At 63.4% G+C, this 19277-nt stretch carries 32 protein-coding genes; 30 read left to right on the forward strand and 2 right to left on the reverse strand.

Translation table 11 applies throughout. From position 1 onward, the window contains the following. Window positions 1-160 precede the first annotated feature (160 nt). A complete protein-coding gene (locus tag CLG96_RS01990) occupies window positions 161-1072 on the reverse strand; it encodes a hypothetical protein (protein WP_133175317.1) in 912 nt (303 codons plus the stop codon). 84 nt (window positions 1073-1156) lie between these two features. Then, complete coding sequence (locus CLG96_RS01995) at window positions 1157-1933, reverse strand: S24 family peptidase (RefSeq protein ID WP_165799480.1); 777 nt, start codon at window positions 1931-1933, stop codon at window positions 1157-1159. 316 nt (window positions 1934-2249) lie between these two features. On the opposite strand from CLG96_RS01995, the gene CLG96_RS02005 reads away from it, so the two are divergent. From CLG96_RS02005 to CLG96_RS02140, 30 genes are all read left to right on the forward strand, one after another. Continuing rightward, complete coding sequence (locus tag CLG96_RS02005) at window positions 2250-2549, forward strand: LexA family protein (protein WP_107966173.1); 300 nt, start codon at window positions 2250-2252, stop codon at window positions 2547-2549. Further along, window positions 2546-2692, forward strand: a complete 147-nt coding sequence (locus CLG96_RS18565; protein WP_165799481.1) for a hypothetical protein — start codon at window positions 2546-2548, stop codon at window positions 2690-2692. The genes CLG96_RS02005 and CLG96_RS18565 overlap by 4 nt, the downstream gene beginning before the upstream one ends. After that, window positions 2693-3166, forward strand: coding sequence for a hypothetical protein (locus tag CLG96_RS02010; RefSeq protein WP_107966174.1), 474 nt, complete (start codon window positions 2693-2695; stop codon window positions 3164-3166). Window positions 3167-3216: 50 nt separating this feature from the next. Next, complete coding sequence (locus tag CLG96_RS18440) at window positions 3217-3687, forward strand: hypothetical protein (protein ID WP_165799482.1); 471 nt, start codon at window positions 3217-3219, stop codon at window positions 3685-3687. Then, a complete protein-coding gene (locus CLG96_RS02020; protein WP_107966176.1) occupies window positions 3687-4430 on the forward strand; it encodes a DNA-methyltransferase in 744 nt (247 codons plus the stop codon). The genes CLG96_RS18440 and CLG96_RS02020 overlap by 1 nt, the downstream gene beginning before the upstream one ends. Window positions 4431-4474: 44 nt before the next feature. Beyond that, window positions 4475-5668 (forward strand): DNA polymerase III subunit beta, encoded by a 1194-nt coding sequence (gene dnaN, locus CLG96_RS02025; RefSeq protein WP_107966177.1) that lies wholly within the window; start codon window positions 4475-4477, stop codon window positions 5666-5668. A gap of 31 nt (window positions 5669-5699) precedes the next feature. Beyond that, entirely contained in the window at window positions 5700-5942 is a 243-nt protein-coding gene (locus CLG96_RS02030) for a DUF2312 domain-containing protein (protein ID WP_107966178.1), read from the forward strand. A 17-nt stretch (window positions 5943-5959) separates the two neighbouring features. After that, window positions 5960-6166, forward strand: a complete 207-nt coding sequence (locus CLG96_RS02035; RefSeq protein WP_107966179.1) for a hypothetical protein — start codon at window positions 5960-5962, stop codon at window positions 6164-6166. Then, window positions 6163-6444, forward strand: a complete 282-nt coding sequence (locus CLG96_RS02040) for a hypothetical protein (RefSeq protein WP_107966180.1) — start codon at window positions 6163-6165, stop codon at window positions 6442-6444. Before CLG96_RS02035 ends, CLG96_RS02040 begins: the two co-directional genes overlap by 4 nt. Further along, window positions 6441-7211: a hypothetical protein gene (locus CLG96_RS02045; RefSeq protein WP_107966181.1), complete on the forward strand. Its 771-nt coding sequence runs from the start codon at window positions 6441-6443 to the stop codon at window positions 7209-7211. Before CLG96_RS02040 ends, CLG96_RS02045 begins: the two co-directional genes overlap by 4 nt. Further along, window positions 7117-7809 (forward strand): hypothetical protein, encoded by a 693-nt coding sequence (locus CLG96_RS02050; RefSeq protein ID WP_133175319.1) that lies wholly within the window; start codon window positions 7117-7119, stop codon window positions 7807-7809. The genes CLG96_RS02045 and CLG96_RS02050 overlap by 95 nt, the downstream gene beginning before the upstream one ends. 26 nt (window positions 7810-7835) lie before the next feature. Continuing rightward, the gene (locus tag CLG96_RS02055; protein WP_165799483.1) at window positions 7836-8462 is read left to right on the forward strand and encodes a hypothetical protein; all 627 of its coding nucleotides are present in this window, start codon (window positions 7836-7838) and stop codon (window positions 8460-8462) included. A 116-nt stretch (window positions 8463-8578) separates the two neighbouring features. Continuing rightward, the gene (locus tag CLG96_RS18570; RefSeq protein WP_165799484.1) at window positions 8579-8746 is read left to right on the forward strand and encodes a hypothetical protein; all 168 of its coding nucleotides are present in this window, start codon (window positions 8579-8581) and stop codon (window positions 8744-8746) included. Beyond that, window positions 8746-9054, forward strand: coding sequence for an HNH endonuclease (locus CLG96_RS02060; RefSeq protein ID WP_107966184.1), 309 nt, complete (start codon window positions 8746-8748; stop codon window positions 9052-9054). The genes CLG96_RS18570 and CLG96_RS02060 overlap by 1 nt, the downstream gene beginning before the upstream one ends. Window positions 9055-9180: 126 nt before the next feature. Beyond that, window positions 9181-9615 (forward strand): P27 family phage terminase small subunit, encoded by a 435-nt coding sequence (locus CLG96_RS02065; protein WP_107966185.1) that lies wholly within the window; start codon window positions 9181-9183, stop codon window positions 9613-9615. Then, entirely contained in the window at window positions 9587-11428 is a 1842-nt protein-coding gene (locus tag CLG96_RS02070) for a terminase large subunit (RefSeq protein WP_107966186.1), read from the forward strand. Before CLG96_RS02065 ends, CLG96_RS02070 begins: the two co-directional genes overlap by 29 nt. Beyond that, complete coding sequence (locus CLG96_RS02075; RefSeq protein ID WP_165799485.1) at window positions 11385-12764, forward strand: phage portal protein; 1380 nt, start codon at window positions 11385-11387, stop codon at window positions 12762-12764. Before CLG96_RS02070 ends, CLG96_RS02075 begins: the two co-directional genes overlap by 44 nt. After that, window positions 12742-13449: a head maturation protease, ClpP-related gene (locus CLG96_RS02080; RefSeq protein WP_107966188.1), complete on the forward strand. Its 708-nt coding sequence runs from the start codon at window positions 12742-12744 to the stop codon at window positions 13447-13449. The genes CLG96_RS02075 and CLG96_RS02080 overlap by 23 nt, the downstream gene beginning before the upstream one ends. Window positions 13450-13512: 63 nt before the next feature. Continuing rightward, window positions 13513-14763, forward strand: a complete 1251-nt coding sequence (locus CLG96_RS02085) for a phage major capsid protein (protein ID WP_107966189.1) — start codon at window positions 13513-13515, stop codon at window positions 14761-14763. A 59-nt stretch (window positions 14764-14822) separates the two neighbouring features. Continuing rightward, window positions 14823-15140, forward strand: coding sequence for a hypothetical protein (locus CLG96_RS02090; RefSeq protein WP_107966190.1), 318 nt, complete (start codon window positions 14823-14825; stop codon window positions 15138-15140). After that, window positions 15137-15436, forward strand: a complete 300-nt coding sequence (locus CLG96_RS02095) for a head-tail connector protein (protein ID WP_165799486.1) — start codon at window positions 15137-15139, stop codon at window positions 15434-15436. Before CLG96_RS02090 ends, CLG96_RS02095 begins: the two co-directional genes overlap by 4 nt. Next, window positions 15436-15795 (forward strand): phage head closure protein, encoded by a 360-nt coding sequence (locus CLG96_RS02100; protein WP_107966192.1) that lies wholly within the window; start codon window positions 15436-15438, stop codon window positions 15793-15795. Before CLG96_RS02095 ends, CLG96_RS02100 begins: the two co-directional genes overlap by 1 nt. After that, window positions 15795-16319 (forward strand): HK97 gp10 family phage protein, encoded by a 525-nt coding sequence (locus CLG96_RS02105; RefSeq protein ID WP_243395566.1) that lies wholly within the window; start codon window positions 15795-15797, stop codon window positions 16317-16319. The genes CLG96_RS02100 and CLG96_RS02105 overlap by 1 nt, the downstream gene beginning before the upstream one ends. After that, window positions 16316-16726, forward strand: coding sequence for a tail completion protein gp17 (gene gp17 / locus CLG96_RS02110; protein ID WP_165799487.1), 411 nt, complete (start codon window positions 16316-16318; stop codon window positions 16724-16726). Before CLG96_RS02105 ends, gp17 begins: the two co-directional genes overlap by 4 nt. Before the next feature lie 14 nt (window positions 16727-16740). Then, window positions 16741-16926: a hypothetical protein gene (locus CLG96_RS02115; RefSeq protein ID WP_107966194.1), complete on the forward strand. Its 186-nt coding sequence runs from the start codon at window positions 16741-16743 to the stop codon at window positions 16924-16926. A 66-nt stretch (window positions 16927-16992) separates the two neighbouring features. Continuing rightward, window positions 16993-17439: a hypothetical protein gene (locus CLG96_RS02120; protein WP_107966195.1), complete on the forward strand. Its 447-nt coding sequence runs from the start codon at window positions 16993-16995 to the stop codon at window positions 17437-17439. 104 nt (window positions 17440-17543) lie between these two features. Then, window positions 17544-17963 (forward strand): hypothetical protein, encoded by a 420-nt coding sequence (locus tag CLG96_RS02125; RefSeq protein WP_107966196.1) that lies wholly within the window; start codon window positions 17544-17546, stop codon window positions 17961-17963. A gap of 17 nt (window positions 17964-17980) precedes the next feature. Next, window positions 17981-18394 carry a phage tail assembly chaperone gene (locus CLG96_RS02130; protein WP_243395567.1) on the forward strand — a complete coding sequence of 138 codons (414 nt, stop codon included), beginning with the start codon at window positions 17981-17983 and terminating at the stop codon, window positions 18392-18394. A gap of 38 nt (window positions 18395-18432) precedes the next feature. Next, on the forward strand, window positions 18433-18921 hold the full coding sequence (locus CLG96_RS02135) for a hypothetical protein (protein ID WP_107966198.1): 489 nt from the start codon (window positions 18433-18435) through the stop codon (window positions 18919-18921). Then, window positions 18918-19277, forward strand: coding sequence for a hypothetical protein (locus tag CLG96_RS02140; RefSeq protein ID WP_107966199.1), 360 nt, complete (start codon window positions 18918-18920; stop codon window positions 19275-19277). Before CLG96_RS02135 ends, CLG96_RS02140 begins: the two co-directional genes overlap by 4 nt.

Consider the following 19277-nt stretch of genomic DNA (forward strand, 5'->3'; position numbering starts at 1 on the left):
ACCCGCGGATCGACGCCGCCGGCGGTTGTATAGCGCCGGCATAACGGCCGCAGCTACCGTTGCCCTGCTCGGTTTTGAACGACTGTCACCGCTTACAACATGGATAATTTCCGTTCTCGCGCTAACGGTGCTCATTTCCATCTTCTATCGTGCTGGCAGTTCAGAGGGGTAGTCTCGCGCGGTGCAACTGCGGCTTGATCACTTCAACAACGCTTCGCTCTTTCGTAACCCACACCCCATTCTCAAATTTATCTTTGAACGTTAGAGTCACTGTCATTTTGATCCCCTGACGCAATTCCTCGTGAACTTCAGCCCTCTCAATTGCAGCAAGGAATTCACGGTCCTTCATCACTGCACCAAACTCTGGCATCCCTTCACGCCTGAATCGCCAGCTTCTCTCTGCATTTTCAAGAACAGGACTTACCAGAGTAACCTCCCACGTTTCAGACCACTTGCGAGACTTTTCTTCAATCTCGTCTACTTCGGGCGTGAGCAGGTATTTTTGATAGATACCGCGAGGAACAACGAAGGCGGGCCTCGTGTCAGGGACTGAGGAAACTCCAACTTCAGTAATCTGAGAGTCCTTCTCTACTGCTTGGAAAAATTGGCGACGTTGCGACTTTGCAACATTCGGCTGCAGCGCTCTGGCAATATCCCGCGCCAGCAGTTCTCTTTCTTCTGGTGATAACTCTACTCCAGGATTGTCGCTCGTCACGGAACTCCATATGCTTTCGACAGTCATGGCTATTGGAGTGGTGATCACGATAAGCGCCAAAGCCCTCGCCAAGGCGTGCAACCGAGGATATTTAGATGACCCTCGCTCTATTTTCTCCAGCTTGCGCTCAAAGAATGTGAGCACTGTGTTAAGCCACAGACTGCCGCGATCGCCGTCGACAATTTCAACCACCAACTGAACGCTGGGATCAACAACGAAGGCTAATTCCCGAAGCGCAGCAACCCAGGCAATGGCCGCCTCCGCAACCACCTCCAAATCAGCCGTTCTTCCTTCTGCCAAGCCGAAATATAGGCTGATAGGTGTATTTACACGCCTCAACTCAAGCTGATCGATCACCGCTCCCCCCCCCGAGGTAAGTGACTACTTCTGCAACATATTTCCAGATTAGGCAGGTTCAGCCGAGCGAAGGCTTCCCGTCAATTAGATTCTCCGTCCTATCCATATAACTCGCCCCACAATGAACAGGTCTTCGGCAGCAACCTCCTGACCCGGCACATTGGGGTTATCCGAGATGACATGCACTGTCTCATGATCAATCACTCGAAGGCGCTTGATCATTCCCGCTCCGTGTAGGCTGACCGCCCAAATACGGTCCTGCATATTGAGGCGGCGCTGAGCGGTATCGATCAGCACCATATCGTCATTGATGAGCGTCGGCATCATGCTGTCGCCATCGCCGCGGGCGACAAAGAGCCGATCGGCCGGGGAACGTGTAAGAACGCGCAGAAAGTTGGGATCGAACTTGATTGTTCCCTCTTCGGGATAATCCTCGATATTCGCCCCGTCGCCCATGGCATAAGCAAGATCGACCTGGCGAATATCGATCGCCCCATCACCATCCGATGCCGATCTCGTAGGCGGAATGTCTGGACTGGGCGCATACGAACGTGACGGCTGCCCAGCCTCTTCCCGGTCGGCGCCTCTTACTGGCTCCACAGGCGTGACGAGCTGGCCAGCCGCTGCAGCGGTCAGCCGATCAATCGGCTGACCGAGCACTTCTGCGATATGTTGCAATGTCGTGAGAGAGGGCTGAAGGCTTTTCCCTCTCTGAATGTCATAGATCGGCTTACCCTTGGTGCCTGTGCGTTCCTGGATCATCCGGTCATAGTGATCCCGAGGCTTGGGGGCGGCGGCAAGGGCGAGCGACACAAAACGCTGAAGCGGCGTCTCCTCTTTTTCTGGCGTGGAATTCTGCATGTGGGACGTTTCCCACACACCACTGGCTGTTGCCATACTGGGATTTGTCCTACGTTCTAGACTTGACGGTAGGATACGTCCTACTTTACACCGCCGTTATGAAGCCCACACCGACCCCGCTGATCGACGCGATCGACGAGTTCGTAGCTCACCATCGCATGTCGCCTATTACCTTTGGCCGGAAGGCGCTCAGCGATCCGCATTTCGTTGGGCAACTGCGCGCGGGGCGGCGCGTGTGGCCCGAGACGGAGGCCAAGGTCCGCCACTTCATGGCCACGTACCGTCCCGTCCCAGCCAGCGCTGAGGTCAAGGCCGCATGAAGCCCCTCAATCCCAAGCAGCAAGAGCTGCTCGACATCTACCGCAGTGGCGGGACGGACTTTTCGCTCCGCGAGTTGGCCTCCAAGCTGCACATCGCCCATTCCAGGGTATCCGAGCATCGACAGACCCTGGCGGCGCTTGGTTATATCCGCATCCACCCCTTCGCCCACCGCTCTGTCGAGCTGGTCGAGCCTTTGGAGTTCCGCCTGCGCGATTTCTCGAACGCCGATCTGGCGGCGGAGCTGCGCCGCCGGGGCTGGAAGGGCGACATCCATCATTCGGGAGCCACGGCATGACGGAAGTGACGGCGCTCGCCGCGCTGTACGGGATTTGCGGCGCCGTTGGGGCGGGTGTGACATGGCTCGCCATCACCCTTCTGGACGGGCTGCTGGAAGATTTCCGCTCGATGCTGGGCGATGATCATGGGGATAATAGATAGATGCGCACCCGGAACAATGCTGCGTCGCACACAGCGCTGATTTCGCCGGAAGCGGCGGACGATCATATCCACCGCACGTTGGGCCTGTTCATCGGCCAGGGGCGCCGCTTCTCGGTCGAGGACATCGAGACGGGCACCGGCATTCCGGCGCGCACCGTGAGTGGCTGGATCGCCAACGCGGTCGAGAACCGCCGCCGGCCCAAGGGCGGGCATCTGATGATCCTCTGCCACTTCATCGGCGTCGAATTCACGAACAAGCTTCTGGGGGCAGTCGGCCAGGGCGCGCGCGATCTGAACCCGGCCGAAGATGCTCCGGCATCGGTCGTGTCAAAGCTGGTTTCCGGTGCCGCCGAGTTCGCGAAACGCGGCCTCGATGGCCGCTACTGCCACACGGACCGTGGCGAGCTGGAAGACGACGCGGACGAGATGATCATGATCCTGACGCCGTTCAGCAGCCGCGCCCGCGACGACTGATTTTCGACTGAGGACTTAAGCGCCGGGGGACCCGGCGGGAGGGACTGACGATGAATGGAGCGAACAGCGCTCCTGCGTCGATGGACGTGGGAGCGGCGGGAAACCTGCGCCCGAATTGCATGAAGAAGGACGCCTGCGACTCCAGGGGGCCGGGGCGCTGTCGCCGCTGCGCGCATATCGAAACGATGAAACGGCCAGAGGTCCGCGCAAAAATCAGCGCGTCGCAGAAAGCTCGGTTGGCAGATCCCCTGGTTCGAGCGAGGCACGCCGAGACAGCACGCGCCAATCTCGCACCGCACCGGGCGTCTTCCGGCCGCAAGCGCACCTTGCGAATGATCGGCCACATCCCGGAGGCATATCGCGACGAATATCGGCGGCTCGTAAACACAAAGAAGCTGACGAGCGCCGAGGCGCGCGCGGTGATCGAGGCCGAGATGCAGGCCGAGGGCAAGCGTGAAGTCGCTCGCAATGCCGCTGCGATGCGCGAGAAGCATCAGCGCGATCTGGCGAGCCGGTACTGATGGGCGCCCGCGTCGAGCATATCGGCAACGCCACGCTCTATCTGGGTGATTGTCGCGAGATCCTGCCGACTCTTGTCGCCGTCGATCACATCATCTGTGATCCGCCCTATGAGGCGTCGCTTCATGCCGCGAAGAACAGCCTAAAAGGGCGCATTCGACGCGATCGTGGTGCCGCACTGAAGGGCCTCGATTTCGCACCGATCGATGACATCCGAGAGGACTTCGTTCGCCTCGCCTCAGATGTTTGCAACGGCTGGTTCATCGTTTTCTGCACGCCCGAAGGCGTCGCCAAGTGGGCAGACTGCATCAATCCATCGTCGATGAAATATAAGCGTGCCTGCGTCTGGGTTAAGCCGGATTCAACGCCGCAGCTCAACGGGCAAGGTCCGGCTCAAGGTGCAGAGAACTTCGTCTGCGCTTGGGCCGGCCAAGGTTATGCACGTTGGAACGCTGGCGGAAAGCGCGGCGTCTACACCCACCTGGTCAACAATCCGGAGCGTCACGGCGAGCATCCGACTGAGAAGCCCCGGCGCCTCATGTCGGAGATTCTGGCCGATTTCACCAGCGCTGGAGAGCTTATCTGCGACCCCTTCATGGGCTCCGGCACCACCGGTGTCGCGGCGGCAATGGCGCATCGTCAGTTCATCGGGATCGAGAAGGCCGCCCGTTACTTCGACATCGCCTGCCGCCGCATCGAGGACGCGCAGCGCCAGGGAAACCTGTTCGCGGACGCGGCAGCGTGACCGCCTCTCCCTCCCCTCACCACCCACGAAGAAAGGAACTGAGCATGCAGAACAGCGAAGCAATCTCGCTTTCGAGCAGCGACTTCCGCCACGCCATTTCCCTCGCCGGGAAGTGCATCGAGCGGAACAACAAAACAATACCGACCCTCAGCATGATCCACGCCCGCGCCAATGGCGTTTTCGAGGCGACGGGCACGGACCTGGACGTTCTGGTTTCGGCATCGGTGCCGCGCGCAGGCAGCGCCGAGGCGACCTTCCTCATTCCCGACTACCGCTCGATCATCGGGGCCGTGAAGGCCGGCGGCGGCTCCGACGTCACCTTGGAGCCGGCCGAGGGGAAATTCGCGCTCGCGTCCGACACGCTATCGGTCGAAGTCGTCAGCAACATCGCGGCCGACGATTTTCCGCTGTCGGGCCAACTAATCGCGCATGATGAATTCACGGCCACGCTAAGCCATGAGCAGTTGCGCTCACTGCGCCGGATAGCGGCATCCATCTCGAAGGCGGAAACCCGCTATTATTTGAACGGCATATATCTCCATCATATCGATGGCACCACGTTCCGGGCCGTCGCAACGGATGGACATCGCCTCAGCGTCATAGATCTTGAGATCCCAGACGCCTCCGGAGCCTTGGAGGGGATTATAATCCCACGGAAGGCGATCCGGCTCCTGCTGGAGATGATTGGCAACAAGGCGGGTGCGGCAGATCCAGGCATCGCGTTCCGCGTCGGCACCGGCATGTTGCGCAACCGTGAGGACAGCACCGCACCAGAGCGGAAGGGTGTGAGCCGCGCCCACTTCTCGCTGCGCGCTGGCAACGCATCCGTCACCCTCGCGACGAAGCTGATTGACGGCACCTACCCGGATTATGCCCGCGTAATCCCATCCGAATCAGGGCGGTCGTTCCTGTTCAAGTCGGCCGAATTCCGGCGCGCTCTGGAGGCTGTGTCATTCGGGTCCAAGGACGTACGGGCGGTTCGGCTCGACTTTGACAGCGAGGGGGCGACCGTCAGCGCGAAGTATGTCAGCGGCATCGCCAGTGCGGTCCGCATTAGCTGCCAGCACTCAGGCGAGCCGTGGGAGGTTGGATTCAGCGGCTCCCACCTGATCGACATGATCGATGCCGCCGGCGGTGATGAGTTCGTGCTCAGTGCGGCGGACGCGACCGGCCCTGCGCTGATCAAAAACCCGGCAGACCCAGATTGGACGGGCGTCCTGATGCCCTGCCGGCTTTGACCACCTCTCTCACCAACGGAAGGGAAATAGCATGAGCGACGGCAACATCGCGGCGGATCAGCTGCGACTGTTCCTCGAGCGCGTCGAACGCCTTGAGGAAGAGAAGAAAGGCATGCTGGACGACATCAAGGACGTCTACCTGGAAGCCAAGAGCCAGGGCTTCGACGTCAAGACGATGAAGACCATCATCCGCCTGCGCCGGATGGAAAAGGACGCGCGCGACGAGGCGGATGCCCTTCTCGAGACCTATCGCAACGCACTCGGCCTGCACTGATCCGGAGGGACTGAGGCATGTTCGACCGCATCAGAAACGCACTTCTCCGCCGGGCCTCAAACCCGGCGGCGATCATCCGCGCCGATCGCGCGCGTGCGGCGAAGCTCGGTCATGCCCGGCACGATTCCGAATGGAAGGCCCTGCGGGACGCCACCACGGCGCGCCTGCGGGAAGATTATGCTGCCAAACAGGCGGCCAAGGACAAGGCAGCGCCCAGCGCATGAGCTATTTTGCCGGCAGCGAAGACGATGTGGTCGAGGCCTTGCTTGGGGTGAGCTACCTTAAGGAGATCCACGTCCGCGCCTATGTGCGCGCCAAGAACGCGGGCGCCGATCCGGTGGACGCGATCTGCGCGGCCATCCACCGCAGCCGGTGGCCCGACAGCGTGCCGAATAAGCCGTGGCTCGAATGCAGCGCTCGCTGGGCTGGCCATCTCGACAACTGGGTCGAAATCCTCCGCTCGCGCGGGAACAACGTCATCGGCGAGGCGCCGACGGCATGAGCACGGTTGCGTCCGTCTGGGCAGGAAAACAGAAAACCGAACGGCCAGCGGACAAGCTGATCCTTTGGGCTATGGCTGATGCCGCATCAAAGGACAGCTTCGAGTGCTTCTCGTCGGTCGCGTCGCTGGTGGAGTTCACCGGGCTCGACCGCAAGACGGTGCTTGCGGGCCAGCAGCGCCTGAAGGCTGTCGGCCTAATCGCCGACACTGGCCGGCGCAAGGGCGATACAAAACAGATCATCGTTTGGGCACTCCCCGTCGAAACAGTGCCGGAAACGGGATCGTTAGAGACGGTGCCAGAAACGGAACTGTTCCAAAAACGGAACTGTTCCACTTTCCCCACAGAACAGTCCCAAAAACGGGACACGGAACCTGTCTTGGAACCTGAACCTCAGAAGGCTTCGCCTTCTTCGGAGACGCGCAAGCGCAAGGCGCCAGCGCGTTCTGCGGTCGAGACGCTCCCCGATCTACCGGAGGGCGTCACCGACGAGCAGTGGGACGGCTTCGTAGCGATGCGGAAGCAGATCAAGAAACCGCTGGGCCCACATGCCGCCAAGCTGGCGATCCGTGAACTGCACCGGCTGGCCGAGGACGGGCACCCGCCCGGCAAGGTGCTCGAGCAATCCACCCTCAACGGCTGGCAGGGCCTCTACCCCATCAAGGACGATCGACGTGGCCAACGAAATCACTCTGGCGAACGAAAATTCCGGGACCCGCTCAATCAGCGTGACTGGGAAACTGGCGGCTTCCATCCCGTCATGGATTGACCTGCACGAGCTCGATGCCAGCGGCCCGCATGCCTACTCCCTCCCGATCCGGCCGGGCCAATTGCCCGCGATCCGTGCGGCAGCCGACGCGCACTTCGCTGCGCTGGCCCCGTCGACGGCCGACGAGCGACAGCGGACGCTACGCGGCCTGCGGTCGGCGACCATCCTGCAGCAGGAGGATGCGGCCGAGGCGGAGGCGACGCTGAAGATGCTCCGCGTCCACGTTGCCGACGTGCCGCTGGACATCCTGGAGGCAGCCTGCCGCGCCTACTGCAACGCCCCGGGCAAACGGTTCTTCCCGAAGTCAGCGGGCGAATTGCGGACATTCATCAACCCCCTAATCTATGCGCGGCAGGCGCGCGCGTACCGGCTGAAGAAGCTGGCCGCCCAGGCGGAGAAGGAAGAGGCCGAGCGCCGGCGCCTGGAAGATGACCCCCTCACCCCTGAGGCTATGGCCGCCATCAAGGCCGAGTTCGGCTTGGACCGGCTGGGCGAGGAGTCAGCGGCGCCTGCGGCTGGATCAGCACCATTGGACAAGGGCGTGACGACGTTCGGCGATGCGGCGTCATCGGCCATCGACAGCATTGCGGCAGAGTAATGAGTAGGGTGAGCGGGGATCAGGGCATGGTGAGAAGTAGGGACATCAAGGCGATATCCGAACTGGCAGCCGAGATGAAACGGCGGAAGGCGGTCGATCAGGCTGAACGCGAACGGCGTCGGCAGCAGAAGACATCTCAGCAGGCCGCGGCCGAACCTCGTCCGCTGGTGAACCCCTTTATGGCCCAGCACGGCCGTTACGAGGAATCGACGGTGGTCGACCTTGATGGGTCGTTGGGCGGCAAGCGCATGTCCATGGTGAAAGTCCTGCTCAACCGGGGCGGAACGGCCGTCGAGCGCTGGATATCGAGCGACCACAATGGGATGTTCGGCGAGCCGCAGCAGCGCGCTATCCGCTATACGCAGAACCTATGGATACGGGCGGAAGGCGGGTTGCGGGCGATCGATCTGACGGCTGATATTGTTGATGCTCCGCTCGGCTGGTCTCAGCAGGAGGCGCTGGTTGATTTGAAGGATCTGATGGCGCGCGTGCCGCGACCCTATTGGGAAGTTTATGAGAACGTCTGCCGCTTCGACGAACCTGCCGGGACGGCTGGCTCCAAGCTGGCCAACAACGACCGGTCGGCGCTCGCCGCTGCAAAGACATGCGTTGCGTTCACGGCCAGCCTGATCGCGCAATGGCGGAGACTATAGTCCTCTTGACTGGTGTCCGCCTAAGTGTAAGAAGAAATGCAGATGGGGCATTACGCCCTGAGCAAGCGCCCGCAGCCCACCGGCTCGCGGGCGTTGTCGTATCTGGGGAGGATCGCATGCCGCAGCCTTCCCAGTCAGATCTGGCCGCCGAGGCGCTGGATATCTCCATCTCGATCGAGCGCCTGCGCCCGGACTGGAACAACCCGGAGCGCTTCCATTTCGCCAAGTCCGAGCTGGCTGCGCGGATGCGGCGCCTGCATCGTCAGCTTCGGGGGCGGCGGTGATGGTCGAGCGTCTTCGTGGCAGCGCGGGCGTCGCCCAGCGTCGTCGCCGCCTCGCCCGCACGCATGGCCTATGCGAGATGTGCCTTGCGGCTGGCCGGCCCGAGATCGCGACCGTCGTCGACCATATCGTTCCGCTCGCCCTCGGCGGCTCCGACGAGGACAGCAACACCCGCAACCTATGCGGTGCGCATCACCTCGAAGTGACGGCCGAGCAGTTCGGGCATCGCGCTCCGATCAAGGCGCGCGGCGTCAGCCGATCGGGCCGGCCGACCGCGCCCGACCACCCATGGAACCAGCGTCGGGACTGACACCCCCCCCGGGGGGGGCAAAAGTCTGTGAGGCCGCGGCGGCGGACACCGACCCCGCCCTCCATGTGCTCCGCGAGTAGTTTTGAGGATAAAAGTTCGGGGCACCCCCGAAGGGGGTGATGTGCTATGAACGTGATTGAGGGCACCGGACTGATCGTCGAGGAGCCAGTTTGGTCGCTGTTGCTCAGCGATCCGCTGGAAATCGAGGTGGCCAAGCAGCACTGGCGCCGGGTCACGGTCGAGATGCGCGATCGCGACCTGCTGTCGCCATCAAATGGCCACGCCATTCAGCGGCTTGTGCTTGCCTATGTGATCTATGATCGCTGCTCGCGCGAGGTGGCAGACAGCGGGGCGGTGCTCAAGCCGAAGCGGGGCAGCCCGCGAGCCATCGCGCGGCTCAGCCCGCATTTCCAGGCGATGCGTGAGGCGGCCAATGACGCGGCCACACTCGAAGCCGAACTCGGCCTGTCGCCGCGTCGGCGCAATGGCGTCGGCAAGGTGGCCAAGAAGGTGACGCGCACCACGGGCGCAGATGCGTTCCTCAAGCCGCGGACGGGCTGAGCCGCTCGATCCGGTCACGGCTTGGGCGCAGGCGGCGGTCCGCGGCGAGTTCGTCGTCGGCGAGCTGGTCCGTTACGCAGCGGAGCGGCATCTCCGCGATCTGCGCGACGGCGAGAAGCGGGGATTGTTCTGGCGCCCGGAGAAGGCGCAGCGGGTTATCGACTTCTTTCCGGCGCTGTTCACGATCACGGACGGGCCGGCGGCCGGGAAGCCGTTCCATCTGCTGCCCTATCATGTGTTCGTCGCCGGCTCGCTGATGGGCTGGGTCAACGCTGAAGGGCGCTGGCGCTTCAGATCGGCTTGGATCGAGACAGGAAAGGGACAGGCAAAATCCCCGCTAATGGCGGGACTCGGGCTCTATGCCATGGGTTGGTGCGGCTTCGCCCGATCGCAGGTCTATTCGATCGCCGCCGACAAGAACACGGCAAACGTCCTCTTCAAGGACGCGGTCGCCATGTGCCGGGCGCAAATCCCCGATCGCGACGAAGGTGAGACGCTGGAGGAGATCGGCGAGGTCATCATCCGCGGCGAGGGCGATAACGCCTGGAAAATCGAGCACCCGAGTACGAAGTCCATATTCAAGGCACTCGCTGGCGGCGAAACCCAGTCCGGTCCACGCCCGCGCATGGTGCTGGCCGACGAGATCCACGAGTTCAAGGTCGACACGCAAATCGAGCTCTGGCGGCGCGCGATAACGAAGATCGCGGGCGACGCTATGATGATCCTGGGCACCAACACGCCAGCGTCTGCGCAGCTCGTCGGGACGTCCTATTCTGGCAGCTATCAGGCGATCGCCAAGGGCGAGGTGAAGGACGATAGCGCCTTCAGCTTCATCGCTCGGGTCGACAAGGCCGATCGCGAGACGGTGTTCGCGAACGAATCCTGCTGGGCCAAGGCGCTGCCAGCGCTGGGTATCACCTATCCGATCACGAATATCCGCGAGGAGGTGGTGACGGCGCAGACGCGGCTGTCGACCGCGTCCAGCGTCAAACGGCTCTATTTCGGCATCCCGACCGGCGCGGCCGATTTCTGGATCAACGAAGACGATTGGGCAGCCGTGCTCGACGTCATTGATGACGAGACCATTGCGGCGCTCAAAGGCTGCCCGTGCTGGCTATCTCTGGACCTCAGTCAGAAGAACGATCTGACCGCGCTGACCGCGACATGGCGCGATGGCGCGGGCGTGCTGTGGCAGAAGACCTGGTACTGGACGACCAAGGTTGGCCTGCCTGATCGCGCCAAGGCCGATCAGGCGCCCTATGAACAATGGGTCGAAGAAGGCTGGCTGACTGCGGTTGATGGCGCGACGATCGACAAGACGTTCATCGCCGCAAAGGTCGCCGAGCTCGCAGCCGGGCATAATGTCGTGGAGCTGGTGTTCGACACAGCGCAGATCGCTGACTTCGAGGCCGCCTGCGAGGAAATCGGTTTCCCAGCCTGGCGCTATCGGGGACCGAAGGAGCCGGAAGGACAGGGCCTCAAGATGGTGCCGCACGCGCAGGGAACGCGCGTGATGTTCGAGGACCGGCAATATTGCATGCCGCGCTCGGTCGAGCGGACGGAAGACCGGATTCTGAAAAAGACGATCGTGATCGACGATTCGCCGGTCACCTATAGCTGCGCGGCGAACGCGGCGCTCATCAGCGACGGACAGAAGAACCGGGCCTTCGACAAGAAGCGCTCGCGCGGCCGCATCGACGGCCTGGTCACGATCGCGATGGGCGTCGGCGCCGCAGACAATGTCCCGCTGGAGCAGGCGAAGGAGACGCATGATGAGTTCTTCGTCGACCTCGCGGCTGACAATTCCGACTGACTATAGCGGCTCGCTCTCGGCCGGCGCCCGCGCCGCGGCGGAACGGCGGGTGACCGGACAGGCGGCAGCATCGCCCCGAGCAGCCGTCGACAGCGTACCGGTGATCGCCGGGGACGCCTCGGTGTTCGAATGGTTTGGTGGCTCCCAAATGGCGGCCGGGGTTTCCGTCTCGCCCGATACGGCGATGCGGACAGCCGCTGTCTGGCGCTGCGTCACGCTTATCTCGGGCGCGATCATGAGCTTGCCGCTCAACATCTATCGACGCACGGCGGATGGCGGGCGCGAGCGGGCCGACGATCATCCCTATGCCCGTTTGCTACGTGACGAGCCGAACGACGAAATGTCCGGCGCGCAGCTTATCGAGCTCGTCACCATGGGGGCGCTGCTCAGCGGCAATAGTTATGGCCTGATCCGGCAGGCCCGCAACGGCACCATCACCGCGATCGACTATTATCATCCGGACGATGTTCGTCCCTTCCGCTCGGGCATCTCGATCTATTACCGCTTCACCAACGAAGACGGCACGACCGAGGATCACGAAGCCTCCTATGTGCTCCACTTCGCAGGTCCTGGCCGGCAGCGGCGGCGCCTCACCGCCATGTCGCCGATCAGCTATCATGCCATGTCGATCGGCGTCGGAATCGCGACGCGCGACTATACCGCCGGCCAGTTCGAACGCGGGCTGCTCACCAACGATTATTTCCACTTTCCGAACAAGCTGACCGCCGAGCAGCGCGAGCAGTTTCGCGAATATGTCCGCCAGCGCAACCAGGGCATCACCAACGCGCACAATCCGCTGATCCTCGCCGAGGGCGGCGAATGGAAGCGGCTGACCATCTCGGCGAAGGATGCACAGCTCCTCGAGTTGCTCAAATATTCGTCGATCGATATCGCCCGGATCTTCGGCTGCCCCCCGCACATGATCGGCGAGGTGGACGGAACGACGAGCTGGGGCACTGGTATCGAACAGCTCGGCATCGGCTTCGTCACTTATACGCTTCGCCCGCATCTCGTCCGCTTCCAGCGCGAGCTCAACCGCAAGCTGTTCCCGTCGATCGGCAATCGCCGGTCGGAATATTTCATTGAGTTCGATCCCGATGGCCTGATGCAGGGCGATATCAAGTCGCAGGGCGAATATTTCCGCATCGCCCTCGGCGGCAATCAGCTTCCCGGCTTCATGACCATCAACGAGGTCCGCCGGCTCAAGAACCTGCCGCCGATCCCCGGCGGCGACGAAGTCTATCGCCCGACCGAGCAGCCTGCCGCCGGGCCCGGCCACAATGGCGGTCCGCCGCTCGATGACGAGGACGACGATGATCAATCGCAAGCTGCTTAATCTGATCCGCGACAATAGCGGCAAAGGCGCCGGCATCCGCGCTGAAACGGCCGACGATGTCGCGACGATCTATGTCTATGACACGATCGATCCCTATTGGGGCGTGTCGGCAGCCGAGTTCGCGCGTGTCCTGGCGGGGATCGATGCCAATCAGATCCTGCTCAGGATCAACAGCCCGGGCGGTGACGTGTTCGAGGCGCGCGCGATGATGACCGCGCTGTCCGAGCATAAGGCGACGGTGACCGCCAAAATCGACGGCCTCGCCGCCTCGGCCGCGACCGCGCTGTCGCTGGCCGCGGATCGCGTCGAGATCGCCGATGGCGGCTTCTACATGATCCACAACGCCTGGACGTTCATGCTGGGCAATGCCGATGAACTGCGCACGACCGCCGGCCTGCTCGACAAGATCGATGCCACGCTGCGCGAGGGCTATGCCGGCAAGACGGGCAAGACAGACGCCGAGATCGCCGCCTGGATGAAGGCGGAGACGTGGTTCAGCGCCCAGGAGGCGGTGGAGAATGGCTTTGCCGATGCCGTGCTTGAGACGGCGCCGGCGGCAAAGGCGCAGGCCTACAACCTCGCCGTATACCAGAACGCGCCCCAGGCGCTCACCGATGCACAGCCGGACGACGCGGCCCGCCAGCGCATGCTGTCGCGCCTCCGGCTGTACGAACGAACGGCGTAGCGGTCCCTCGCGCGCCTGCATGGCCCTGCTGAAGCGGGGCTTTTTTTGTTGGAGAACCCTACCATGAAGATCAAAGCGCTTCGGGACCAGCGCGCCGCGAAGGCGGCCGAGGCCCGCAACCTGCTCGACACCAACACCGGCGACAAGTGGTCGAAGGATGTCGAGAAGCAGGTCGACGACATCTATGCCGAGATCGACCGTATCGATTCCCAGATCGAGCGCCTGGAGCGTCAGGCCAAAATTGATGGCGATCAGCAGCTCGACGGCGCGCGCGCCGAGCAGCGCGAGCGCGAGCGCTCGAACCTGACGCCCGAGCAGCGGGAGCAGGCCGATCGCTACAATGCGGCGTTCCGCACGTTCATCCTGAACGGCGAGCGCGGCATGACTCGCGAGGATTACGATGCCCTGCGTGTCGGACAGGTCCAGAATGCCCAGTCCATCGGCACCGGCGCCGCCGGCGGCTATCTCGTGCCGACCGGCTGGGGCGGCGAACTGCTCGAAGCCCTGGCCGCGTTCGGTGGCATCCGCGATGTCGCGACCGTCATCCAGACGTCGGGCGGCAATCCGATTCCGTGGCCGACGGTCGACGAGACCGCCATTGAAGGTGAAATCGTCGCCGAAAACCAGTCGGCCACAGATCAGGACGTCACGTTCGGCACCACCCAGATCGGCGCCTACAAGTATAGCTCCAAGGTGTTCACCGTGCCGTTCGAGCTGCTGCAGGATCAGGGCCCCGGCATGGATATCGAGGCATTCATCCGCCGCGCTGCCGCAACCCGCATTGCGCGCATCACCAACAAGCACTTCACGACCGGCACGGGCACCGGCCAGCCGCAGGGAATCGTCACCGCCTCCTCTGTCGGCAAGGTCGGCGCGAGCGGGCAAGCGGCGAACGTCATCTATGATGATCTCGTCGACCTCGAGCATTCGGTCGATCCGGCCTATCGCGAGATGCCGGGCGTGGGCTTCATGTTCCATGACACCACCCTGCGCGGCCTCAAGAAGCTGAAGGACGCCGACGGCCGGCCGCTGTGGGTTCCGGGCGTGTCGACCAAGGAGCCGGACACGATCCTCAGCTATCGCTACAAGATCAACCAGGCGATGCCGGTCATGGCGGCGAATGCCAAGTCGATCCTGTTCGGCGACATGAAGCAGTATCTGATCCGCGACATCATGCAGGTCACGCTGTTCCGCTTCGACGACAGCGCCTTCGTCAAGAAGGGCCAGATCGGTTTCCTCGCCTGGTCGCGCCATGATGGCAAGCTGGTCAGCGCCGGCGCACCGGTGAAGGCCTACCAGAACGCCGCCTCCTAAGAGTCCCTCCCCCGACTGGTCGGGGCTCCGCGCCCCGGCCATTTTTCTGCGAGGATCCCATGAACGAACCTACTTCCCGCCGCCGGCCGGTGCCCGCCAGCGCCCCGGCCGAGCCGACGAACACCGCGCCCGTGGCGACGGCCGCCGATGCCTCCCCGACGGACCCTGTCCCGAGTGACGGGGCGGATCAGTCCAATCCGGCGCCTCCGGTGCCCGCCAGCGCTTTGGTCGACGCGCGCGTTCTGGTCGCGCATGGCGGCCATCAGCCGAACGATGTCGTCGCCCTGTCGCCCGATGAAGCCGCGGCGGCCGAGGCATTCGGACTCGTCGACACCAATCCGGTCGCCGTCGCCTATGCCAAGAGCCTGGGCGCGTGACCGATCTGGTTTCGCTCGCCGATATCAAGCTGCACCTGCGGCTCGGCGACGACACCATCGAAGATGCGCTGCTGACGACGATGTTGCGCGCCGCCCAGCGGCGCTGCGAGACGCATATGGGGCGCAAGATCGACGCTGATCCGGATCACCCGCTTGGCGAGGATGATCTGATCCTCGTCGGACAGGCGATCCGCGTGCTCGTCGGCGCCTGGTATCGAGATCGCGCCGGCGGCGATGGTGACCTGCCGCAGCCGGTGCTCTGGCTGCTGCAGGATCTGCGCGTGATTGCCGTCTGATGCGCCGCCCGGTTCTGCTGCAGGCAGATGATCTGGACCGGCGCATCGCGTTCGAGCGTCCGGTCACCGGCGAGGGCTTTGACGACGCAGGCTCGGGCATCTGGGCGCCGGTCTGCACTGTCTGGGCCCAGGTCCGCGACGTGCTGCCCAGCCGCGCTGAGCGCCTGGCCGATGGGCTGACGATCGTGAACAGGCCCGCGCGCATCCGCATCCGCTACCGCGAGGACATCACGTCGGACATGCGCATCCTCTACGGCACGCGCGTCATGCAGATCGTGGCCGGTCCCGTCGAGCTCGGCCGGCGCGAGGGGCTGGAGATGATGGCCGAGGAATATCGACCGGCCGGGAACCCGGCCTGATGCCCACCGTGCGCGGCAAGCGCGAGGTTCGCTCGTTCATCGCCAAACTGCCGGAGGAGCTGGCTAATCGCGTGCTGCGCGGTGCTGCGCGCGCAGCGGCGAACGTGGTGGCTGATGAGGCGAAAGATCGATCCATCTCCGACGAGGTGTCGGCCGCAATCAAGGTTGCGACCCAGCGTGAAGCGGACCGGATCATTGCCAAGGTCCAGGTGAAAGGGCTCGGCGCCTACATCGCGCCTTGGCTCGAATATGGCACCGATCCGCACTTCATCTCGGTGGATGATAGCCAGCGCGCCGGCATGAGCGTCGGGCGGGTCAATCGCTTGGCGAAGGAAGGTTCGCTGGTCATCAACGGCCAGTTCGTCGGCTCCACCGTCTGGCATCCCGGCGCCCAGCGGCATCCGTTTCTCCGCCCTGCGCTCGACATCAAGGAGGCCGAGGCTGTCACGGCGGCGCAGCACTATATCTCGACCCGCGTCTCCAAGGGCGGGATCACCGGCAAGGACGAAGGGGACGAGGCGTGAGCGCGCTGGAGGGAACCGACATTGTGGGTGCCCTGCTGACGGCTGACGCGCAGCTGACCGAGCTGGTGCCGGCTGATCGGATCAAGGCAGGCCGCTTGCCCGAAGGCGTCGGCTTGCCTGCGCTGCTGGTGCGCACCGTCAGTTCCGTAGACCGGCAGCCGCTCACGCGCGGGCCGCTGGTTCGGCGCACCGATCGCGTGTCCGTCACCGTGCACGCGGCCAGCCATCGCGACCGCAAAGCCGTCATCGCCCTGGTGCGCAAATGCTGCGCGGGCCGAACGGGCGCGTTGGGCGGTGGCAGCAATGTTTCCATCCTCACCGCCGGCATGGGCCCAGACCTGAACGGCCCCGGCGACATCTTCGCGAGGACACAGGATTTCCGGGTCAGTTGGGACGCGGAAGATTGAGCAGGAGCACCATCATGACCGACCAGAAGAAGGTGAGCGCCTTCATCATCAGGGATTTCGGCGACGCCGGCACCGGTGAGAAGTTCAAGGCCGAAGCCGTGGCGCCGATCAGCGAAGGCGCTTTTACCAACTACCAGGCGGCCGGCCTGGCCCGCAAGCCCACCGCCGACGAGGCCAAGGCCGCCAAGGCCCCCGCCTGACCCATTCGTCCGCCCGCGCGGACGTTTCCCGCCGGATGATCCGGCTCGCCACACAGGAGAAATACCATGGCTTCCACGACTGCCGCGGGCACGACGATTGCGATCTCGGCTGCGGCTCCAGCTACCCAGGACAGCACGGGCTACGCCGCGCTGACCTATACCGAAATCGGCGGTATCGAGCAGATCGGCACCATCGGCGCGACCACCAACAAGGTCGAGTTCCAACCGCTCAATGGGCCGAAGGAAAAGCACAAGGGATCGACCGATTATGGCTCGTTGCAGCCGGCGCTCGCGCACAGCGACACCGACGCCGGCCAGACGCTGCTGCGCACCGCCGCAGACCCGGCGAACAACGCGCTCTATTCGTTCAAGGTGACCTATCCCGGCGGCGAGAAGCGCTACTTCCAGGGGCGCGTGTTCGGCTATCCGGAAAATGTGGGCGGCGCCGACAGCATCATCATGGCCAATCCGACCATCGAAATTAACACGAAGGTCGTGAAGGCCGCCTCCTGATCTCCCCAGCTTCCGGCGCTTGAGCCGGTCACTGCGCATCAGCCTGCCCCGGACATCGCGGGCGCCGCGGCAGGCTGGTGCACCTTCCCGCGAAAGGACGAAAAATGCTCGATATCACGACTCAGGCCGTGGCGGACACGGCTGCCATCCACCTCAAGGGCGCCGACGGCGAATATCTCTATTCCAACGGCAAGCCCGTTCGCATTGTCGTCTTCGGCCCCGGCTCGACGCAATTTTCGGCGGTCGAGGCACGTCAGACCAATCGCGCGGTCAAGCGCATGCAGGACAATGACGGCAAGGTTTCCGTTGCTCCGCCCGAGCAGCGCGCCGCCGAGCAGGCTGAGGATCTGGCGGCGATCACCGTCGCCTTCGAGAATTTCACCTACCCTCCGGCGGAGGGCAAGCCGGGGCAGGAATTGTTCCGGGCCTTCTATGCTGATGCAAAGCTCGGCTTCATGGCCCAGCAGGTGCTGAAGGCGCTGAGAGACTGGGGAAACTTCAAGCCCGGCTCGGCCGGGAACTGACGCTTTATGTGCGGCAGATGGCGTGGCTCAATGCCACGCCCAAGCCGCCCGAGGGAACGAAGCGGGCGGAGGCGAAGGATCGGCCGCCCGCGCTAAGCCGGATTGAGCAGATGAAGCGGGACAAGATCACCCCGCGGATGCCGCCCAATCCGGCGCCACACCTGATTACGTGGCTGGTCGAAATAGGCTTGACGGAAGAGGCCGGCATGGGCCGCGGGCCGATCAGCTGGCAAAGCATTGATGCCTGGTGCAACCGCACCAGCATCGACCTTGAACCTTGGCAATCGCGCCTGCTGCGGTCGCTGTCGACCGAATATCTGGCCGAGAGCCGTCGGGCTGAGAGCGAGAATTGCCCGGCACCCTGGCGCGCAGAGGTCACCGAGCGCGAGAAAGAGGTCGAAGTCGCGCGGTTGCGGATGGTGCTTGGGTAGGCATCCGCGCTACCATCCTCCCTAGCAGGGGTGGGCGGATGATTCGGACGCGGTGGACGATCGGCGAGGAGCACGAGGTCTCGCCGGGCAACTATGCGACGCTGCTGGCGGAGCATTTCGGATGGCTGCTCTGGTCCTTCGAGACCGCCAGCGGCACCTATTACGGCATCAATAAGCCCGCCGATGGGCAGTCGCACCCAATCCCGGCTGGTGTGCACCAGGCCTTCTTCGGCCCCACCCCCTACGCGTCGATCATCGTGCATGGCCCGGAGCAGTATGTGCTCATTCACGGCAAGCACGTCTTCGCGACGGTGAAATATAGAGAGGTAGGCGCCCGCTTCTTGACCGACGTCAAGCAAGGGGCGGAAATCGACCCCTATGTCGTCGACGGGAAGCGCATCGAGGTCGTCGTCTCGTCGATGCCTGGGGAGCGGGCGTTCTCGAAGGTGGTGCAGGATCACGGCTTCATCGACATGACCGGCGCTGTCGATATGATCGGCATGGTTGATCTGTTGAGGAAGAAATGATGCGTGCAATCGCGTTCCTCGCCGTCACGCTGGCCACGCCCGGAATGGCCGCCGATCAGTTTGACCTCGTCTGCGTCTCGAAGACGCAGACGGTTAGATATAGGGTCGATCTCGCCAAAGGAGAGGCCTGCTCCGATAGTTGCGATCGCGTGTGGAAGATGGGCGAAGCCACCACCGGCGAGCTAAGGCTGATCGACAAGAGACCCGACTACAGAGGCGATCTCGAGGAGCGATCGGTTGTCAGCCGCCAGTCCGGCGAATGGCATTACGACATGTCGATGAGCGGCAGCTCCTCGTCCCGGGACGGCAAATGCGACCCAGCGCCGTTTAGCGGCTTCCCCGCCGCGAAGTTCTAG

The organism is Sphingomonas oleivorans, assembly GCF_003050615.1.
Taxonomy (GTDB): Bacteria; Pseudomonadota; Alphaproteobacteria; order Sphingomonadales; family Sphingomonadaceae; genus Sphingomonas_H; species Sphingomonas_H oleivorans.

Coding starts and splice junctions, on each gene's coding strand:
- dnaN (WP_107966177.1), top strand. CDS start 4,475: ATGCAGAACAGCGAAGCAATCTCGCTTTCGAGCAGCGACTTCCGCCAC.
- CLG96_RS02005 (WP_107966173.1), top strand. CDS start 2,250: ATGAAGCCCCTCAATCCCAAGCAGCAAGAGCTGCTCGACATCTACCGC.
- CLG96_RS02035 (WP_107966179.1), top strand. CDS start 5,960: ATGTTCGACCGCATCAGAAACGCACTTCTCCGCCGGGCCTCAAACCCG.
- CLG96_RS02100 (WP_107966192.1), top strand. CDS start 15,436: ATGCGCCGCCCGGTTCTGCTGCAGGCAGATGATCTGGACCGGCGCATC.
- CLG96_RS02080 (WP_107966188.1), top strand. CDS start 12,742: ATGATCAATCGCAAGCTGCTTAATCTGATCCGCGACAATAGCGGCAAA.
- CLG96_RS01995 (WP_165799480.1), bottom strand. CDS start 1,933: ATGCAGAATTCCACGCCAGAAAAAGAGGAGACGCCGCTTCAGCGTTTT.
- CLG96_RS18570 (WP_165799484.1), top strand. CDS start 8,579: ATGCCGCAGCCTTCCCAGTCAGATCTGGCCGCCGAGGCGCTGGATATC.
- CLG96_RS02125 (WP_107966196.1), top strand. CDS start 17,544: ATGCTCGATATCACGACTCAGGCCGTGGCGGACACGGCTGCCATCCAC.
- CLG96_RS02120 (WP_107966195.1), top strand. CDS start 16,993: ATGGCTTCCACGACTGCCGCGGGCACGACGATTGCGATCTCGGCTGCG.
- CLG96_RS02135 (WP_107966198.1), top strand. CDS start 18,433: ATGATTCGGACGCGGTGGACGATCGGCGAGGAGCACGAGGTCTCGCCG.
- CLG96_RS02075 (WP_165799485.1), top strand. CDS start 11,385: ATGATGAGTTCTTCGTCGACCTCGCGGCTGACAATTCCGACTGACTAT.
- CLG96_RS02070 (WP_107966186.1), top strand. CDS start 9,587: ATGCGTTCCTCAAGCCGCGGACGGGCTGAGCCGCTCGATCCGGTCACG.
- CLG96_RS18440 (WP_165799482.1), top strand. CDS start 3,217: ATGAATGGAGCGAACAGCGCTCCTGCGTCGATGGACGTGGGAGCGGCG.
- CLG96_RS02115 (WP_107966194.1), top strand. CDS start 16,741: ATGACCGACCAGAAGAAGGTGAGCGCCTTCATCATCAGGGATTTCGGC.
- CLG96_RS02090 (WP_107966190.1), top strand. CDS start 14,823: ATGAACGAACCTACTTCCCGCCGCCGGCCGGTGCCCGCCAGCGCCCCG.
- CLG96_RS18565 (WP_165799481.1), top strand. CDS start 2,546: ATGACGGAAGTGACGGCGCTCGCCGCGCTGTACGGGATTTGCGGCGCC.
- CLG96_RS02065 (WP_107966185.1), top strand. CDS start 9,181: ATGAACGTGATTGAGGGCACCGGACTGATCGTCGAGGAGCCAGTTTGG.
- CLG96_RS02055 (WP_165799483.1), top strand. CDS start 7,836: ATGGTGAGAAGTAGGGACATCAAGGCGATATCCGAACTGGCAGCCGAG.
- CLG96_RS02030 (WP_107966178.1), top strand. CDS start 5,700: ATGAGCGACGGCAACATCGCGGCGGATCAGCTGCGACTGTTCCTCGAG.
- CLG96_RS02140 (WP_107966199.1), top strand. CDS start 18,918: ATGATGCGTGCAATCGCGTTCCTCGCCGTCACGCTGGCCACGCCCGGA.
- CLG96_RS02010 (WP_107966174.1), top strand. CDS start 2,693: ATGCGCACCCGGAACAATGCTGCGTCGCACACAGCGCTGATTTCGCCG.
- CLG96_RS02105 (WP_243395566.1), top strand. CDS start 15,795: ATGCCCACCGTGCGCGGCAAGCGCGAGGTTCGCTCGTTCATCGCCAAA.
- CLG96_RS02130 (WP_243395567.1), top strand. CDS start 17,981: ATGGCGTGGCTCAATGCCACGCCCAAGCCGCCCGAGGGAACGAAGCGG.
- CLG96_RS02060 (WP_107966184.1), top strand. CDS start 8,746: ATGGTCGAGCGTCTTCGTGGCAGCGCGGGCGTCGCCCAGCGTCGTCGC.
- CLG96_RS02020 (WP_107966176.1), top strand. CDS start 3,687: ATGGGCGCCCGCGTCGAGCATATCGGCAACGCCACGCTCTATCTGGGT.
- CLG96_RS02085 (WP_107966189.1), top strand. CDS start 13,513: ATGAAGATCAAAGCGCTTCGGGACCAGCGCGCCGCGAAGGCGGCCGAG.
- CLG96_RS02045 (WP_107966181.1), top strand. CDS start 6,441: ATGAGCACGGTTGCGTCCGTCTGGGCAGGAAAACAGAAAACCGAACGG.
- CLG96_RS02040 (WP_107966180.1), top strand. CDS start 6,163: ATGAGCTATTTTGCCGGCAGCGAAGACGATGTGGTCGAGGCCTTGCTT.